The organism is Clostridium boliviensis, from assembly GCF_033342255.1.
Taxonomy (GTDB): Bacteria; Bacillota; Clostridia; order Lachnospirales; family Lachnospiraceae; genus Lacrimispora; species Lacrimispora boliviensis.
Genome location: NZ_JAWONS010000186.1, coordinates 26,484 through 44,501, shown reverse-complemented (window position 1 = coordinate 44,501; position 18,018 = coordinate 26,484). Strand labels below are relative to the sequence as shown.

General features: G+C 40.4%; 19 protein-coding genes. 17 read left to right on the top strand and 2 right to left on the bottom strand.

Annotation, left to right across the window (positions count from 1 at the left end; all coding sequences use genetic code 11):
* Window positions 1–10 precede the first annotated feature (10 nt).
* The 7 genes from RZO55_RS12315 to rlmD all read left to right on the top strand — a co-directional run bounded on the left by RZO55_RS12315 (window position 11) and on the right by rlmD (window position 9,297).
* Window positions 11–283, top strand: a complete 273-nt coding sequence (locus RZO55_RS12315; protein ID WP_318064584.1) for a hypothetical protein — start codon at window positions 11–13, stop codon at window positions 281–283.
* Window positions 284–683: 400 nt separating this feature from the next.
* Complete coding sequence (locus RZO55_RS12310) at window positions 684–2,411, top strand: ABC transporter ATP-binding protein (RefSeq protein WP_318064583.1); 1,728 nt, start codon at window positions 684–686, stop codon at window positions 2,409–2,411.
* Window positions 2,402–4,177 carry an ABC transporter ATP-binding protein gene (locus RZO55_RS12305; RefSeq protein ID WP_318064582.1) on the top strand — a complete coding sequence of 592 codons (1,776 nt, stop codon included), beginning with the start codon at window positions 2,402–2,404 and terminating at the stop codon, window positions 4,175–4,177. Before RZO55_RS12310 ends, RZO55_RS12305 begins: the two co-directional genes overlap by 10 nt.
* 61 nt (window positions 4,178–4,238) lie before the next feature.
* A complete protein-coding gene (locus RZO55_RS12300) occupies window positions 4,239–5,090 on the top strand; it encodes a patatin-like phospholipase family protein (RefSeq protein ID WP_318064581.1) in 852 nt (283 codons plus the stop codon).
* 21 nt (window positions 5,091–5,111) lie between these two features.
* Complete coding sequence (pcrA, locus tag RZO55_RS12295; protein WP_318064580.1) at window positions 5,112–7,400, top strand: DNA helicase PcrA; 2,289 nt, start codon at window positions 5,112–5,114, stop codon at window positions 7,398–7,400.
* 146 nt (window positions 7,401–7,546) lie between these two features.
* Entirely contained in the window at window positions 7,547–7,840 is a 294-nt protein-coding gene (locus tag RZO55_RS12290) for a DUF4366 domain-containing protein (protein WP_318064579.1), read from the top strand.
* Window positions 7,841–7,935: 95 nt separating this feature from the next.
* Complete coding sequence (gene rlmD, locus RZO55_RS12285) at window positions 7,936–9,297, top strand: 23S rRNA (uracil(1939)-C(5))-methyltransferase RlmD (RefSeq protein WP_318064578.1); 1,362 nt, start codon at window positions 7,936–7,938, stop codon at window positions 9,295–9,297.
* Between the two features lie 507 nt (window positions 9,298–9,804).
* Here rlmD and RZO55_RS12280 read toward each other — a convergent pair.
* Window positions 9,805–10,503: a hypothetical protein gene (locus tag RZO55_RS12280; RefSeq protein WP_318064577.1), complete on the bottom strand. Its 699-nt coding sequence runs from the start codon at window positions 10,501–10,503 to the stop codon at window positions 9,805–9,807.
* 31 nt (window positions 10,504–10,534) lie between these two features.
* On the bottom strand, window positions 10,535–10,801 hold the full coding sequence (locus RZO55_RS12275; RefSeq protein ID WP_318064576.1) for a hypothetical protein: 267 nt from the start codon (window positions 10,799–10,801) through the stop codon (window positions 10,535–10,537).
* Window positions 10,802–11,274: 473 nt separating this feature from the next.
* Between RZO55_RS12275 and RZO55_RS12270 the strand changes: the two genes are divergently transcribed.
* From RZO55_RS12270 to RZO55_RS12225, 10 genes are all read left to right on the top strand, one after another.
* Window positions 11,275–11,427, top strand: coding sequence for a hypothetical protein (locus RZO55_RS12270; RefSeq protein ID WP_318064575.1), 153 nt, complete (start codon window positions 11,275–11,277; stop codon window positions 11,425–11,427).
* Window positions 11,428–11,527: 100 nt separating this feature from the next.
* Entirely contained in the window at window positions 11,528–11,794 is a 267-nt protein-coding gene (locus RZO55_RS12265) for a type II toxin-antitoxin system Phd/YefM family antitoxin (protein WP_318064574.1), read from the top strand.
* Complete coding sequence (locus RZO55_RS12260; RefSeq protein WP_318064573.1) at window positions 11,784–12,089, top strand: type II toxin-antitoxin system RelE/ParE family toxin; 306 nt, start codon at window positions 11,784–11,786, stop codon at window positions 12,087–12,089. The genes RZO55_RS12265 and RZO55_RS12260 overlap by 11 nt, the downstream gene beginning before the upstream one ends.
* A 266-nt stretch (window positions 12,090–12,355) precedes the next feature.
* Window positions 12,356–12,841, top strand: a complete 486-nt coding sequence (locus tag RZO55_RS12255) for an RNA polymerase sigma factor (protein WP_318064572.1) — start codon at window positions 12,356–12,358, stop codon at window positions 12,839–12,841.
* Entirely contained in the window at window positions 12,838–13,617 is a 780-nt protein-coding gene (locus RZO55_RS12250; RefSeq protein WP_318064571.1) for a zf-HC2 domain-containing protein, read from the top strand. Before RZO55_RS12255 ends, RZO55_RS12250 begins: the two co-directional genes overlap by 4 nt.
* A gap of 231 nt (window positions 13,618–13,848) precedes the next feature.
* Window positions 13,849–14,166: a hypothetical protein gene (locus RZO55_RS12245; protein WP_318064570.1), complete on the top strand. Its 318-nt coding sequence runs from the start codon at window positions 13,849–13,851 to the stop codon at window positions 14,164–14,166.
* A 209-nt stretch (window positions 14,167–14,375) separates the two neighbouring features.
* Window positions 14,376–15,260, top strand: a complete 885-nt coding sequence (locus tag RZO55_RS12240; protein ID WP_318064569.1) for a fructose bisphosphate aldolase — start codon at window positions 14,376–14,378, stop codon at window positions 15,258–15,260.
* 13 nt (window positions 15,261–15,273) lie between these two features.
* The gene (gene gpmA / locus RZO55_RS12235) at window positions 15,274–16,026 is read left to right on the top strand and encodes a 2,3-diphosphoglycerate-dependent phosphoglycerate mutase (RefSeq protein ID WP_318064568.1); all 753 of its coding nucleotides are present in this window, start codon (window positions 15,274–15,276) and stop codon (window positions 16,024–16,026) included.
* A gap of 685 nt (window positions 16,027–16,711) precedes the next feature.
* Window positions 16,712–17,605 carry a GNAT family N-acetyltransferase gene (locus RZO55_RS12230; protein ID WP_318064567.1) on the top strand — a complete coding sequence of 298 codons (894 nt, stop codon included), beginning with the start codon at window positions 16,712–16,714 and terminating at the stop codon, window positions 17,603–17,605.
* Between the two features lie 104 nt (window positions 17,606–17,709).
* Window positions 17,710–18,006, top strand: coding sequence for a hypothetical protein (locus RZO55_RS12225; RefSeq protein ID WP_318064566.1), 297 nt, complete (start codon window positions 17,710–17,712; stop codon window positions 18,004–18,006).
* The last annotated feature ends 12 nt before the right edge of the window (window positions 18,007–18,018 follow it).

The following is an 18,018-nucleotide window of genomic DNA, read 5'->3' as shown; positions in this document are numbered from 1 at the left end:
GAATTACCGCATGGCTGTAGGGGAACGGACCAGAGAGATTGTAAGTCAGCTAACCTTTGAGGACATGAAACGGAATGTGAATGAAGTGGATCTGATGAAAATAAGGGAGGAAGGCGGAGTAACATCACAAAAGGATTCTGTGTGGCTTTTGGAGTTTTGGGGTTCAAAGGATATCGCCGGACTGCTGTTAATGCCACCGACCCGGCATGTGATGCTGCATCTCAATGACTGCTGTAAATGGAAGGAAAAGATCCGAACCAGAACGAAATTTTTCCTGATATAGTTGCCCATAATTACCAGAAATGAATAAAAGTTCAAAATTTGCTTGACAGAATCTTAAATTGGCAGTATTCTTATGATTGTATATTAAATACAATAAAATCAAAGAAAAGGAGGCAGGAACTATGATGCGTAATCATGGAATTAGAAGAAGAAAAAACACAATGGAATATCTATCGATGAATTCAGTCTGCCTCATGGAATATTGTGCCTGTATTTAGGGATGTCAGGACAATTACAGCTTTTTAGCCGAAGCTTTTTTTATGAGTTTACCCGCAGTCTGAATGACTGCGGTTATTTTTTTGTCTATTTGCCGAAAAGACCGCATTTTGCAGTTTTTTCGGCTTTTTACATATATAGGAGAAAAATTCAATTTTATTTTTTAGAAAACAGGAGGAAATGGTATGAAAAATTTGTGGAAGTATGTGAGGAAATATAAGTTCCTTTACGTCCTTGCCCTTGCTGCTATGATTATCAGCATCCTGCTTGATGCAGCAGCGCCCCAGATTACAAAACATATAATTGATGATGTTATCGTGGGAGGACAGATGCAGGTTCTTATGAGACTTTTGCTGGGGCTTGTGGGAATTGGATTCGGAAGAGCGATATTTCAGTATACAAAGGAGTTTATTTTCGACTTTGCCGCTGCCCGGATCGCCTGTGGTCTGAGAAAGGATTTATTTGATCATATCCAGACGCTGTCCGTGGGATATTTCGACAGCCACAATACTGGGGAACTGATGGCCCGTATTAAGGATGACGCAGAACGGATCTGGAATGCATTTGGTTTTGTGGGGATGCTTGTCCTGGAATGTTCCATACACACCATCATTGTTCTTGTCTGCATGCTGCGGTTAAGCCCAATTCTGACTTTGATCCCAATTGTCATTATGCCGCTTATCGCCTGGTATGCTTTAAAGATGGAAAAAGGCCTTGGTGATGTCTATGACAAGATCAGCGAACAGACGGCTGAGTTAAATACAGTCGCTCAGGAAAATCTGGCTGGAGTCAGGACTGTCAAGGCGTTTGCCAGAGAAGATTATGAAATCAGTAAATTCAAGAAACACAACAAGCAGTTTTATGACTTAAATATGAGTCAGGCAAAGTTATTGATCCGGTATCAGCCGAATATTTCATTCCTTTCAAAGTTTCTCATGATGGCAGTGATTGTTGTTGGCGGCATACTTGTAATTGCAGGCAGGATGTCCATAGGTGACCTGGGCGCATTTTCAGAATATGCAAACAATATAATCTGGCCAATGGAAATGGTGGGCTGGTTAAGCAATGATATGGCAGCTGCATTTGCTTCCAATAAGAAAATCAAAAAGATTATGGAAGAGATACCTGTGATTGCAAATCCTGACAAACCAGTCCTTCCGGAGATTGTAAATGGAGAGCTTACCTTTCGCGGTGTAGATTTTCAGCTGGAAGGAAAGGAGATCTTAAGAGATATCAATTTTACATTGAAAAAAGGAAAAACTCTGGGAATTATGGGGGTTACCGGCTCGGGAAAGACTTCCATTGTCAATTTAATTGAGCGTTTTTACGATGTGACAGGGGGAGAAATTCTGATTGACGGAATCAATATTAAGGATCTGCCGCTGCCGTTACTGAGGGGAGGAATCTCAGTCGTTATGCAGGATGTATTTCTCTTTTCCGACAGTATTTCCGAGAATATTAAAACAGGAAATAAGGATGCCACCGAATGGGAAAGTGTTCAGCAGGCTGCGATTTCAGCAGAAGCGCACAGCTTTATTAATAAGCTGTCGGAACAGTACGAAACGGTGATTGGTGAGAGAGGCGTGGGTTTATCCGGAGGTCAGAAGCAGAGAATCAGCATAGCCCGTGCGATTGCAAAGGAAACACCCATTCTCATTCTTGATGATTCCACCTCTGCTCTTGATATGGAAACGGAACGGGAGATTGAATCACATTTATCAGAACTGAAAAACAGTTCCAAGATTGTCATAGCTCACAGAATCTCGGCTGTGCGCCGGGCGGATGAAATTCTCATTCTGGAAGATGGGAAAATCATTGAACGTGGGACGCATGAAGAGCTTATGAAGAACCGGGGGCAGTATTACAAAACCTTTGAGGTTCAGTATGGAAAGGAGGCTGCATTATGTCAGTAAATTCCAGCAGAGTGGATGAGGAACAGAAGGAAGTATTAAAAAAGGATACCATACTCCGGCTGTTTCGTTATCTTCTGGCTTTTAAAAAGAAGATTGTAGTCGTATTGTTTATCATGGCCGGCACCATTACCATCAGTATGCTGGCACCCTTAATCATGGAATACGCAGTCAATGTCTGCGTGGCACAAAAAGATATTAAAGGGCTCCTTCATATAGGTGTTTTCGCATTAGTCTTATTTGCGCTGTTTTTAATGGGTACGAAGGTCCGTATGCATCTAATGGCGGAAGTATCAAACCGGGTGCTTTTAAATATCAGAGAGGAATTATACCGGCATATCCAGTCTCTGGGCTTTGGCTTTTTTGACAGCCGCCCCACAGGCAAGGTGCTTGCGAGAATTATCGGAGACGTTAATTCATTGAAAGATGTTTTATCAGACAGCGTTACCCAGCTGATTCCGGATTTTATTACGGTGATCTGTGTTCTCAGTATTATGCTGATTAAAAACTACCGCCTGGCAATGGCAGCTTTGCTGACGCTGCCTGTGCTGGCGGTTGGAATGTTCTTTATCGAGACAAATGTTCATAAAAGATGGCGGATTTACAGAAAGAAAACCTCGAATTTAAATGCCTATATCCACGAGGACTTATCCGGTATCCGCATCATTCAAAGCTATGCAGCGGAGAATGAGACGAAAGAGGTGTTTCACGATCTGGTAGACCAGCATTACCGTTCATTTATTGATGCAGTGGTGGTTGCGGATGCATTTGGCCCTCTGGTTGAAATTACCTGGGGTATGGGAGGTTTTCTCCTTTATTTTATCGGAATTAATATTGTGGGGGTAGAGAATATCGGTATTGGTACGTTCCTTGCATTTTCCACATACATTGCCATGTTCTGGAGTCCCATTCGTAATCTGGCCAATTTTTATAATAAGCTCACTACCAATATCTCGGCTGCGGAACGTATTTTTGATATTATAGATACGGAAGTTGAGATTAAGGACCGGGAAAATGCCAGTGAACTAAGAACGTTAGAGGGGGAAGTGAGGTTTGAGGATGTCTCATTTGCTTACGGGGATGAGCCGGACCGTCTGATCCTGGATCACGTAAACTTCTCGGTAAAGCCAGGGGAAACTATCGCTTTGGTTGGACCGACTGGCGCCGGAAAGACTACTATTGTAAACCTGATCAGCCGTTTTTATGAGGTGACCAGCGGAAATATCTATATTGATAACCAGGAAATCAGAGGTGTAACATTAAAGAGTTTAAGAAGCCAGATGGGTATCATGACCCAGGATAATTTCCTCTTTTCCGGCACCATACGGGATAATATCCGATACGGACGATTAGATGCACCAGATGAGGAAATCGAAGAGGCAGCAAAAGCAGTCAATGCTCATGAGTTTATCATGAAAATGGAAAAAGGTTACGATACGGTGATCAGCGAACGGGGAGCAGGCCTTTCCATCGGTCAGAGACAGCTTCTGGCTTTTGCCAGAACCATGGTATCAAAACCCGGCATCCTGATCCTTGATGAGGCCACCTCAAGCATTGATACCCATACGGAACTGTTGGTTCAGGAGGGAATTGAAGTGCTGTTAAAAGAGAGAACCTCATTTATCATTGCACACCGGCTGTCAACCATCCGCAAAGCTGACCGCATTTTTGTTATTGATCAGGGAAACATACGGGAGGCTGGAAACCACGAAGAATTAATGAAGCTTCAGGGCGCTTACTATCAATTATACCAAAGTCAGTTCGCCTGACAGCAAAAGGGATTGACCGGACCGGATAAATGAAATAGAATAGAAGGCGAGGTGAATTAAGATGACAGAAGGAGCTTTAGTTCTAGAGGGGGGATCCCTGCGCGGTGTATTTACCGCAGGGGTTTTGGATGTATTTATGGAACAGGATATTGAAATGTCCTATGTAAATGGAGTTTCAGCCGGTTCCATGTCAGGTATGAGCTATGTCAGTAAGCAGATAGGCAGAACCATAAAAGTGGATCTGGATTATATCAAGGACAAACGATTTTTAAGTTTTCGAAATATGGTTAGGAAACGTTCCATTTTTAACTTTGATTTCCTGTTCGGGGAATTGAGCAGCACGCTGGTTCCCTTTGATTATGAGACATTTTATCAGTCTAAACAGATATTTGAAGTAGTTGCAACCCGCTGTAAGACGGGAAAGCCGGTATACTTTGAAAAGAGCACGTGCAAGGATTTTATTGATGCGGTAAAGGCTTCCAGCAGCATACCAATTCTTTCAAGAATGATTACGGTGGGAGGCAGGAAGTATTTAGATGGCGGCTGTTCCATGCCGGTGGCATATCAAAGAGCGATTGATCTGGGATATGATAAGATCGTTTTGGTTCTCACCAGAGAGCCAGGTTACCGCAAACCGCCCCTTGATCAATGGACGAAACGGGGATATGAACGTTATTTTGCACCTCTTCCCAGATTTTTAGAGGCACTTAAGGAAGTTCCCGACCGGTATAACCGGATGCAGGAAGAGATTGACCGTCTTGAGAAGGAAGGGAGAATCTATGTAATTCGCCCGGATCATCATGTGACGGTTCAAAGAACGGAGCAGGACAAACGGAAACTGGAGGCGCTGTATCAGGAGGGAAGACGTTTGGCACTGGATCACATGGATTCTCTGAAAGCTTATTTGAAGTAGAAAGGAAAAAGCGTACAATTTATGAGTATTTATGATACATTAAATTCTATGCAGAAGGAGGCGGTACTTCAGACTGAGGGACCGCTTCTTGTGCTGGCAGGAGCGGGCTCTGGAAAAACCAGGGTTTTAACGCATCGGATTGCATATTTAATAGAAGAAAAGGGAGTGAATCCCTGGAATATACTGGCTATAACATTTACCAATAAAGCGGCAGGGGAGATGAGAGAACGTGTGGACCGTCTGGTGGGATTCGGAGCGGACAGCATCTGGGTTTCCACATTTCATTCTTCCTGTGTGCGTATATTAAGGCGTCATATCGAAAGCCTTGGCTTTTCGACGAATTTTACCATATACGATTCTGATGACCAGAAGACGCTGATGCGCCATGTTTTGAAAAAACTGGATTTCGATCCTAAGGTTTATAAAGACCGGGCGATGCTGGGACTGATTTCCACAGCAAAGAATGAGCTGGTCAGTGCGGCGGAGTTTGAACTTTCTTCCTCTGGTGATTTCCGGCAGCAGAAGGCGGCTCTCGTTTACAAAGAGTACCAGAGTCAGCTGAGAAAGAACAATGCACTTGATTTTGATGATCTGATCATGAAAACAGTGGAGCTGTTTCAGAATAATCCGGAGGTTTTAAACTATTATCAGGAACGTTTCCGCTATATTATGGTGGACGAGTATCAGGACACCAATACGGCTCAGTTCCGGTTCATCAGTCTGCTTGCAGGTAAATATAAAAATCTTTGTGTAGTGGGCGATGACGACCAGTCTATTTATAAGTTCCGTGGTGCCAATATTGAGAACATATTAAACTTTGAAAAGTCTTATAATAGTGCTAAAGTAATTAAGCTGGAGCAGAATTACCGTTCCAGTCAGAACATTTTACAGGCTGCAAATGAGGTGATTCGTCATAACAGAGGCCGAAAGGACAAAACTTTATGGACGTCCAATGAAGAAGGACCGCAGGTTCAGTTTAAGCAGTTTGAAAATGCAGCAGAGGAAGCGGAAGCCATAGTCCGTGACATTTTAAACAGTCCCTCTGATTATCAGGATTGTGCCGTTTTATACAGGACCAATGCCCAGTCCCGTCTGATTGAGGAACGATGTCTGCAGCATAATGTCCCTTACCGTATGGTCGGCGGCGTCAACTTCTACCAGAGAAAAGAAATCAAAGACATTCTGGCGTATTTAAAAACAATTGCCAACGGTAGAGATGATCTGTCTGCCTTAAGAGTCATAAATGTTCCCAAAAGGGGAATCGGAGCCACCAGTATCGGGAAGGTGCAGGCATTCGCTTCCGAGCGTCAGATGGGGATATATGATGCATTCTGCCGGGCGAAAGCGGTGCCGGGACTGGGAAAAGCAGCGGATAAGATCCTGGTATTTACGGAAAAGATAGAAGATTTCAGAAACAGGCTGACAGAGGAGACGTACAGCATTCATGAGCTGATAGAAGATATTCTTGATGAGACCGGCTATCAGAAGGATTTAGAAGCGGAAGGCGAGATTGAATTCCAGACGCGGCTTGAGAATATCGAGGAGCTGGTTAATAAAGCGATCAGCTTTGAAGCAGAACATGAGCATCCGGAATTAAGTGAGTTTTTAGAGGAAGTTGCTCTTGTGGCGGATGTGGACCGTATGGATGAATCGGAAAACCGGGTTACACTTATGACACTCCACAGTGCCAAGGGCCTTGAGTTCCCAAGAGTTTATTTAAGCGGTATGGAGGATGGACTATTCCCCAGCATGATGGCGATCTCTTCAGATAATAAAGAGGATGTGGAAGAAGAGCGGAGGCTTTGTTACGTTGGTATTACAAGGGCTCAGAAGTTCCTCATGATGACTGCGGCCAGACAGCGTATGGTTAACGGTGAAACCAGATATTCAAAGGTCAGCCGTTTTGTGGAAGAGATTCCAGGGGAACTGCTGGATTCGGACAGGCTGGAGCAGAGGCTTTCGTCCAGGGCGAAGCCGGATTTTGACGACAGCAGTCTTCCGTGGGGAAAAGGTACGTCTTCGGGGCGGACCGCAGGTGTCAGCAGCTTTGGACCGGGCAGCAATGCATATGCCTCAAAGTCATCGAAACCGGTATCCACTCCTGGATTTGGAAAAGCGTTCACAGTGGAAAAACCTCTTTCTCTCGGGTATAAAGAAGGAGACCGGGTCAGCCACATCAAGTTCGGACTAGGCGAGGTAAAGGAGATCAAAGATGGCGGAAGAGATTTTGAGGTGACCGTACATTTTGACCAGGCAGGTGTGAAAAAGATGTTTGCTTCTTTTGCTAAACTGAAGCTTGTGAGAGAATAATTAAATATACATAAAATTTTAAAAAAATCTAAAAATGATAGTAAAAAAGGCAATATAATGGTATAATAACTGCTACAGGCAAAGAGAAAAATCTGTGCCGAACAGGATATGAAAGAAAGCAGGGCTCTCAGAAAGGACGTGGAGACATGAACAGATTTGATGCAATGAGCAAAGAAGCTATGGGCAAACTGGAAGATCTTATGAGCTCAAGCAGAGTGAATGATTTGCTTCATAAAAGAGAACAGGAAGAGAAAAAGAAAAACTGTATCCTCTGGATACTCGCAGTCATAGGTGCGGTAGCTGCAGTTGCCGGAATTGCTTATACCGTATATCGTTTCTTTACTCCGGATTATCTGGAAGATTTTGAAGACGATTTTGATGATGATTTCGACGATGATTTCTTTGAGGATGAGAAGATGGAAGAGAGTTCCAAAGAATAAAATCTGGCATTAAAAGGAGAGCGTGCCTCAGAAAGTGAGACACGCTCTTTTACGGTGTATAAATAAAATTAAGAGAATAAAAGGAGTCAGCAAACGTGAAAAAGGGTGAGATATACGAAGGTACAATCGGACGGTTTGATTTTCCCTCCAAAGGAATGATCGAGCTTGCGGAAGGAAAAATTACTGTAAAACACGCACTTCCCGGACAAAAAGTGAGAGTTATGATCAACAAAAAAAGAGGGGGGAAATGTGAGGGCCGAATTCTGGAGGTCTTAGAGTCATCACCCCTGGAATATGCAGAATCTCCCTGCCCTCATTTTGGAATCTGCGGAGGCTGCACTTACCAGACAATCCCTTATGAGGAACAGTTAAAGATCAAGGAACAGCAGGTGAAATCCCTGTTAGACGGTGTTGTGAAAGGGGATTTTATTTTTGAAGGGATTAAGCCAAGCCCGACAGCCGATGGTTACCGCAACAAGATGGAGTTTTCCTTTGGAGATGAATATAAGGATGGACCTCTTTCCCTGGGAATGCATAAAAGGGGGAGCTTTTATGATGTAGTGACAACAACGGAATGTAAGATTGTGGATTCGGATTTCTGCGATATCTTAAAGGCGGCTTTAGGATATTTTGAAGCACTGGGAACTGGATTTTATAAAAAGATGCAGCATACCGGCTATCTGCGTCACCTTCTGGTGCGAAGAGCTGTAAAAACTGGAGAAATTCTGGTTGATCTTGTTACTACAACTCAGGAGGACCTTGATTTAAAGGCTTTTGTAGGCTCTCTGCTTCATTTGAAACTGAACGGAAAAATTGTGGGAATTCTTCATACATTTAATGACAGCCTGGCAGATGTGGTAAAAAGCGACCGGACGGATGTTTTATACGGACAGGATTATTTTTACGAGGAATTGCTGGGACTGAAGTTTAAGATCTCACCATTTTCCTTCTTTCAGACCAATTCACTGGGAGCGGAGGTGCTGTATGAAACCGCAAGAAGCTATGTGGGAGAGACAAAGGATAAGGTGGTATTCGATTTATACAGCGGCACTGGCACCATAGCTCAGATTATTGCACGCGTTGCAAAAAAAGTGGTTGGCGTTGAGATTGTGGAAGAAGCAGTGGAGGCGGCTAGAGAGAATGCTGCTGGAAATGGCCTTGATAACTGTGAATTTATCGCGGGGGATGTATTAAAGGTGATTGACGGGCTGGAAGATAAGCCGGATCTTATTATTTTGGACCCGCCAAGAGATGGGATTCATCCAAAGGCACTGGGGAAAATTATTGACTTTGGGGTGGACAGGCTGGTTTATGTGTCTTGTAAGCCCACCAGTCTGGTGAGAGATTTGGAAGTGCTACAGGAGAGGGGATATGAGGTGGTCAAGGCTTGCTGTGTGGATATGTTTCCTTCAACGGCGAATGTTGAAACCGTTTGTCTGCTTTCAAAGAAACCTTGATTTTAGGCAGGTATATCGGATTATTGAAAAATAATGGGTCTGTGTTTTGGAAAAATCTGTATGGTGTTACTGAATCTCAGATGGGGATGGGGTAACGCCATGTAGTACCTAAATAGGGTTTTGCTAAAAAGTATGGGTCATTCAAAATTGTTCATGCTTATAAGCAAAACCTATCTCCGAGGGCAAATAGTCAGGTCAATAAATTCACGTTGACTAATATTTAAACCACTATGAATATAAACGTTCTTAGGTATTAAGTAGATTTTTTTGAGCATTTCTTCTTTATTTTCACATAATCCAAAATGTAGTTGTCTGTGACAAATTGGGAATGAAGAAACAATATTTGCATATACATCAAGACTGTTTTCGAATTGGATTTGCATTTTCCTTGCCGTATAATAAAACCTCCAAACTGAGAAATATTTTCTTACATCAGTTTGGAGGTTTATACAAGCTTTGGGATAATCTCGCGTTCTATTAACTTAGTGGGATGACCACATCAGAATACTACAGATAATCTATTATATTGTTATCGAAATAGTTACAAGTTACATCTAAAGACCATGTACCTGATCCTGCATGATTTAATTCTATATGTGAATTTGCTCCCAACACTCCTGTTGCTATGTCAGATACATAAGAACTATAATTGGTTCTATAAGAGAAAGAATTGCTTGATGGATATTTTAAAGTGATTTGTTGCTGATGGTTCGCATCTTGACAAGTATAGGCTACACGTTTGCCAGACATTGTTACATGATTATCTGATTTTGTCCATCGACCGCTTACGCTTGTCAATAAGTATCCCTTCTGTCCATTAGAAAGAGTGGTGGTACTATAGTTTATAGTGATAAAGCCATGCACACTTATTGAATCATCCCATTCATCATTGTTCTGCCCGCCTAAAAGATTAATGCTCTGCCCTTTTGTTGCAGCCTCTAAATGCATGTATTGATTTTCAAGAGAGTAAGAATATGTTTTAGAAATACTGCCATCTGCACTTCTTTTTTCTAGCTGTGGTGCTTCAAATGCCTGTACATTATATTGTGTACCATGTGGTCCAGTTAATGTAATAGTACATCTCTCAGCTGGTTTTGATGAAGCGTTAGTATCATTGGCAGCAAAAGCAAATCCTGTATTTGATGTTAATAATGTTACTATAGCAGTACAACACATAATTTTTTTAAAAATCTTGTTAATAATCATATTAATCCTCCTTACATTTGATAAAGACCAATTATTGCTCATACATTTTAGCAAGAACATGCGTTGCTAATTCAAATTGTGATTTTGAGACAAATATTTGATATTGTGTTTCGCTGTCAACTCGTTCCCCATATGATATAAAATTTCCTGTTCGCCTATTTCCACTTCCAGTATACGTACTTTTCACTTTGAAAGTAATCCTATTTTTACCAAGAAGTGTTTGGGCTTTAGCGAATTGCATGGGGTCAAAAGTACTTAAAACTTCTTTTTTTCCCAATAAAAGGTCAATTATAGACATATTCTAATTCCTTTCTCTTTATATCACTTTTTTATTACAACGCATATCTGGTCTTTTTACATAGTTTACACCATAGTAAATAATAACACTAACATGTAATAAATCAATACAAGTGCCAAAATTATACATGTTGAGTGCCAAAATTTGCATTTTCATATCAAGATATGTTAAAAACAGGTCAATAGCATTCCGAGTTTCCCGTTTTGTAAGCGAGCTTCACATTTTGAAATCACCTTCAATTTTTCGTTCAATTTTTGAAACAGAAATTAGACAAGAATCAAAATTGGACAAAGTCTGGTAATTAGGTGGGGTAAATTTTTACCTCACCTAGTAAAAACAGCATCGTAGTTTCGCCATGTAGTATCAAACTTCCGTCAACAGGAACGTTGAAACCGTGTGCTTGCTAAGTCGGAAAGACCGCTAAATCAAAGGTTATCGAGATTTTGAAGTGAACATGTAGGTGTGTTTTAGAGGTGGAATTCCTTACTTCTCAGGATAAGGGGGTAAGGAATTTTGTACGTTATGGCAGAAGTGTGGCGGCGGTTATGGCTTTGGATCGTGCAATCCGGAATATCAGGAACAACGTAGGAAGTGTATACGATGATAGAGAGATTTTAGTATTTTAAAGAAGTCATCTGCACAGAATAGAGTTAGAAGTCCCTTTACTTTATAGAAAAAAAGAGTTATAATAATATCATAATAATGATATGAAAGGAAGTGCAGGGTATGATTATTAAAGCATCAGCGGCATTGAGAAATGACTATACAACGATTTCCAATCTGGCAAAAGAGACAAAAGAACCTATTTATATAACTAAAAATGGTGAAGGTGATATGGTGTTGATGAGCATTGACGCCTTTGAAAAACGGGAGCAAGTTATAGAACTCCGGTCAAGGGTGTTGCAGGCAGAGCAGGAGCGTCTTAGCGGAGCAAAAACTATGAGTGTTTCAGAAGCAAGAAAAGCATTAAGAGAGCGTTTAAATGAAGTATAAGGTGGAAATTCTTCCGTCTGCCTGGGAGGATTTGAAGGGAATTGAAGACTATTATGCAGTGCAGATTGATGCAGAAACGGCATTAAAAGTCAGTGACCATATTTTAGATGCCATTGAACGTTTACAGGATTTCCCGGATTCTGGCTCCCTAACACCTGATAAATGGCTCAATGAAAGAGAATACAGAATGGTGATATGTAAAAAGCATGTGGTAATCTATAAGACAATAGAAACATCTGTCTATGTTTATCATATCGCAGACACGCAAACTGAATATACGAAATTGTTTTATTAGTAAGCAGGTTATAAGAAGCCTTGGGAGTATGGAGTCTCAAGGCTTTGTTTTTGTCTATTTTCAGGAGGAAAGCAGATGGGAATCAGAAGTTTCCATATAATAAAACCTCCAAACTGAGAAATATTTTCTTACATCAGTTTGGAGGATGAGGTAATACATACGTATAAAAGTTTTAGTTATTTTCAAAATATTATCAATTTTTTTGTAACAAAGCTTCACTTTATCGGATATATGGATGAAAATAAGAAAGACTGGAGGAAGCTACCTTGGATGATATTGAGAGAGCCTACAATCAGCATGCAAAGGCGGTGTATAAATACTTGCTTAGCCTAACTCATAATGAAGATTTGGCAGAAGACCTAACACAAGAAACATTCTTTCGTGCTATGCGGACCATAGGCAATTATGACGGGAGTTGTAAGTTGGTAGTATGGCTTTGTCAAATAGCTAAGCACATTTGGTATCAATGGCTGGCTAAGCACTCTCGATGGAAGCAGATTGAGCTTACGGAGGATGTGCCGGGTTATGAATCACCGGAAATATCCACATTGCTTCGAATGGAAAAAACAACCTTATATAAGGCGATTCACGCATTGCCGGAGCCAATGCGTGAGTTGGTACATATGCGTTTGACGGGTGAGTTTTCATTCGCAGAGATTGGCGAGATTTTAGGTAAGAACGAAAATTGGGCACGTACCACGTACTATCGATCTAAACAAAAAATAATTAAGGAAATGGAGAGACTTAAATGAAATGTTCCATTGTAAAAGATCTGTTATCTAATTACATTGACGGTTTGACAAGTGAAGAAACAAATACAGAAATAAGAAAACATCTTGATAATTGCGACAATTGCCGGACGGTTTATGAAGAAATGTCAGTAGTTATTCCCCAAGAAATACCGAATGAAGATAAAAATATCGATTTTCTTAAACGGTTAAAAGCAAAAATGATACATAAGAATATTATGGTTGCCCTTTTGACCTGCATCATCGTATTATGTGGATTAATTATTTTTGCAAAGAATTATGAAATACCACTCCCCTTTGACGTCAACCGCATGTCTGTGGAATTATGTCCTTCTGTGGTTATAACCAATGAAAAAGGTAGAGTTATATGGGAGAAATTGGATACTTCAAACGCTGTGGATGTCAAGCAAAAGGATTCTGGTGATATAATTAATGTGGTTGAAAGAGTTTATAGGGGGATTTCTCAAATTTCTGAAAGTTCAACAGGCAGGGAGGTCAATCGAAATGGAGAGAATGTAAGGGTTATTTACTACTGCTACGCTAAAACGTTGTGGACCAGCCTGCTCTTTGACTCTGACCTTGCAGCTTATAGTGAAAGCGGTAGTAGTACAGGATCAGACATATATGGTGATGGATACGAAACTGTGGACTACAAGCCGCAGATGATAGAGATTTATTATTTACCGGTCAGAAATTTGAATAGACTTGAAAAGCTTTCTGATGAGGAATATGACATGCAGAAAGAAAAGGGCACGTTGGTTTGGAATGGAGTTAATTAATTAGCTTCTACAGAATCTTATCCCACCCAATAATCTACGGTTTGCTTCTGCTATGTAGTAAAAAATCTCCGTCCACAGGAAAGTGAAGACCGTTTGTCCGCTGTCGAGGATACTGACAGGAGTGTGGCTTTTAAAGAATTCAAATCCGGAATGCGGCGCTTCCTGTGTGGTTTGGCGAAAAAGGTACTTCTTGCCAATAATATAGGTCTGCTATGATCTGAAGTAAAAGTCATGCCAGGTACAGAAATTTTAGTACTCATGGCATGGAGCAAGCTGGAATTTTGTTTTATGGGGCTTTACTTTGGAACCTTAATAATAATTGAAAAATTATTTTTGCAGAAAAGCATGATTCAATGGCCTAAGGCTGTCTGTTATATATACTCATTGTTGTTTGTTGTTATAGGCTGGGTGTTTTTTGAATTTACCAATCTGACGGATGCGTTGAGTTATCTGCGGATTATGTTAGGAGTGGGAGGTAATGTACTTATTGAAATCCAAATAGTTACGAAGCTTAAAGCTTATGCCATCCTATATCTTGTATATACTTGACATACAATTAAAAAGGGTGCATACTTATTGTAGATCGAGTTAGTAAAAACTAACCGACATAAAGGAAGTGAAATCGTTTATCAGTTAAAAGAAGTATTAGTAAAGACTCCATCAATAAAAAGAAACAGAACTGTTTCTATCAGCATTAATGATGAAGTTATTTACATATCTGAAAAACGGTATAAAAGATAAAGGAGGCTATGTATAATATGAAAGCAGAACAATTAGAACGAATGAAGCATGGTACAGGATTCATTGCAGCATTGGATCAGAGCGGAGGAAGCACACCGAAGGCTTTGAGAGACTATGGAATAGAGATGTCAGAATACCATGCAGAGGATGAAATGTATGATCTGATTCAGCAGATGAGAAGCCGGATTATCACAAGCAAGGCGTTTTCGTCCAACCATATATTAGGGGCAATCCTGTTCGAAAAAACAATGGAACGTAAAATCGACAACCTGTATACTGCGGATTATCTGTGGGAGAAAAAAGGGATTGTTCCTTTTCTGAAAATTGACAATGGGCTGGATGAAGAAAAAGACGGAGTTCAAATGATGAAGCCGATTCCGAAGCTGGAAGAACTTTTGAACAGAGCGGCCGTTAAAAATATTTTTGGAACCAAAATGCGTTCCGTTATCCATGAAGCAAATGGAGATGGTATTCATGCAATTGTAGAACAGCAGTTTGAATTAGGTCAGAAAATTGCAGATGCTGGATTTGTACCGATTTTGGAACCGGAGGTAGACATTCATAGCAGCAGCAAACAAGAAGCAGAGGAAATGTTGGTTGCGGAAATTAAAAATCATCTAAACAAGCTGGATGATTCAATGAATATTATGCTGAAGGTGTCTATCCCTTCTGTAGCTGGAACTTACAGTGGACTAATGGATGATCCGAGAATTGTGCGAATTGTGGCACTTTCCGGTGGATACAGCCGTAAAGAGGCAAATGAATTGTTGAGGCAGAACCCGAAACTGATAGCCAGCTTTTCCAGAGCACTTCTTTCTGAACTTTCTATAAAGCAGACGCAGCCGGAATTTGATGCGGTATTATTGAAAACAATTATTGAAATTTACGAAGCATCCTTATAGGGAGGGACTGAATATGAGTCATCAATTAGTATTGCTCCGTCATGGAGAAAGTATCTGGAATTTAGAAAATCTGTTTACTGGCTGGACAGATGTTGACTTATCAGAAGCCGGCAAAGAAGAAGCAAGAGAAGCTGGCCGGTTGTTTAAGGAGCAAGGATATGAATTTGATATCTGCTATACCTCTTATCTGAAACGTGCAATCCATACGCTGAATTTAGCTCTGGCGGAAATGGATGCAGAATGGCTGCCTGTAATAAAGGCCTGGCAGCTTAATGAACGTCATTATGGGACCTTACAGGGGTTAAATAAGTCACAGACGGCTGAAAAATATGGAGAAGAGCAGGTGAGAATCTGGCGGCGTTCTTTTGATGTACAGCCACCGTCCCTGGAGCCGCAGGATGAAAGAAATCCCGCGCATCAGAAAGCATATCAAAATGTGGCGGAAAACGAATTGCCGTTAGCGGAAAGTCTGAAAGACACCATCGCGCGGGTTATTCCATACTTTGAGAAGCAGATCAGACCGCAGCTTATGGAAGGAAAAAGGGTATTGATTACAGCGCATGGAAATTCCCTGAGGGCCCTGATTATGTATCTGGAGCACCTTTCCAAAGAGGAAATCATAGGGCTTAATCTGGCAACGGGCATTCCGTTAGTATATAAATTGGATGATACACTTTCGGTCATTGAAAAGCAGTTTTTAGGAAATCCTGATGTGATAGCTGCAAAAATGATGAAGGTAGCAAATCAGGGAAAAAAATCAATATAAAGCGCTGTATAAGATACGTAGGTAAAAAGCATACCATAAGCCACCAAAAGTCATTCTTTGATCTTGGTGGCTTATGGTAGTTTGTAACGCCCCCAAAAAGTTAAATGGATAGACGGGTTGATTTTTTGTAGAGTTCACCATGATATTTACCAAATCCTGTCCCTAATATACCAATTTGCATTGTATTTACTCCTTTTATTTGATATATTTATGGTACTAAATTATTTATGAGAGCAGTATGTCATAAAAGGAGAAATTCAAAATGGAGGTATTGCTTTTGTTGAAGGCTATCAATTAAATCTTGAACAAACGGATGATACACTTAAGACTTTAATAACTAATCTATATGCCATGCCGGAGCAAGAATTCCTGAGTCTTTTAAAATTCCAGAAGATTTTATGCTTAAGAGTTATTGGACTTTTTCGGTTAAGTCTTTTAAAGAGAGTCGAAAAGAAAGTGAATATTATCCAGTCGAGATTAAAGTTCACGAATCACATGGTGCAATATTTTAAAATTATGGTTTAATAGGTATAAAACAGGTTGAAGATTTTGTGATTGGGATGATTAATTTGCATAGAAAAGATGTTGCGGAAGTAGACGTAAGAGCTTTTTTATGCTACGGGCAGATATTATATCCTGATGAAATGAACCGCATCTTAATACATTTTAATCGGAGGTATGTGTAGTGGTCATTAAAAAAATTGGCGAAAACAAAAAGGAAGAGGCATTGGAACTTGTTCTAAGGGGATTTATGAAATATGAGGCTCCTGATTATGCTGATGAAGGTGTTGAAACATTTAAAAGGACAGTAGTATATAACGAAGACTATATTGAACGCATCATAATGTATGGTGCTTATATAAATGATAAAATTGTGGGTGTTATAGCAACGAGAAATAGCGGCAGCCACATAGCATTATTTTTTGTTGACGGACAGTACCATCGAAAGGGAATAGGAAAAAGACTGTTTCAGACCGTGCTTGAACAAAGCACGGCGGATGAGCTAACTGTTAATTCTTCACCATATGCCCAAGAAGTCTATCATCATTTGGGCTTTGAGGATACTGCTTCGGAACAGGTTACAGATGGTATAAGATACATACCGATGACATATAAAAAGAATACATCCGATATTGCATCATTTATTCAAATGCTTGAATATAAAGATACTTCAATAGCATATAAAACCTTACAGGAATTGGAGCGAATATCAGATGAAACAGGGTCTGTATATGCTCATATAGGGAAATTTATAAACATGATAAGCAGTGACAAATATGTGGTTCGGGTGCGTGGTTTCCGGCTTTTTTGCAAACAGGCCAAGTGGGATAGGAATAATATTCTGGATGAAAACATAGATGCTGCCCTGCATATTCTGAATGATGAAAAGCCGACTGCAGTAAGGCAGGCTCTTGCAGCATTATCAGATGTTATTAGATATAAACCGGACTTAAGGGAAACCGTGAAAAAGGCTGTGTATGAAATAAATTATTTGCGGTACAAGGACACCATGCATAGCCTGATTGCAAAGGATATTAGGGTGGTGCTTGATCTGATCAAGGAGATTGGAGAATGTTAATTAGGCTGATTTTATCACGCTTCAGTAGGATAATTCTAATAAGTAGACAACTCCCAGTATGTCAGTTAGACAAATTGGCCTAAATTGTTATAAGTTCAGGAGGCATGTACGATGTCATTGTGATTTTTGGAAATCCTGATAATTATGTTTCCCGTGGGTTTAAAAGCTGTAAAAAATTTGATATTTGCATAAAAGAAGACTTCTATCCAGCAGCCATGCTGGTAAAAGAGTTAACAGAAGGATGTCTGGACAAAAGAAAATGGCGCTATATCGAAAGCGAAGTCTATCAGATTGATGAAAAAGCGATGGAGCAGTTTGATTTGAGTTTTGAAAAAATGGAAAAGAAATTCCAACCAAGTCAGGAAGAGTTTTATATTCATAGTCATTCAAAAATTATATAAGTTTCTGAAGTA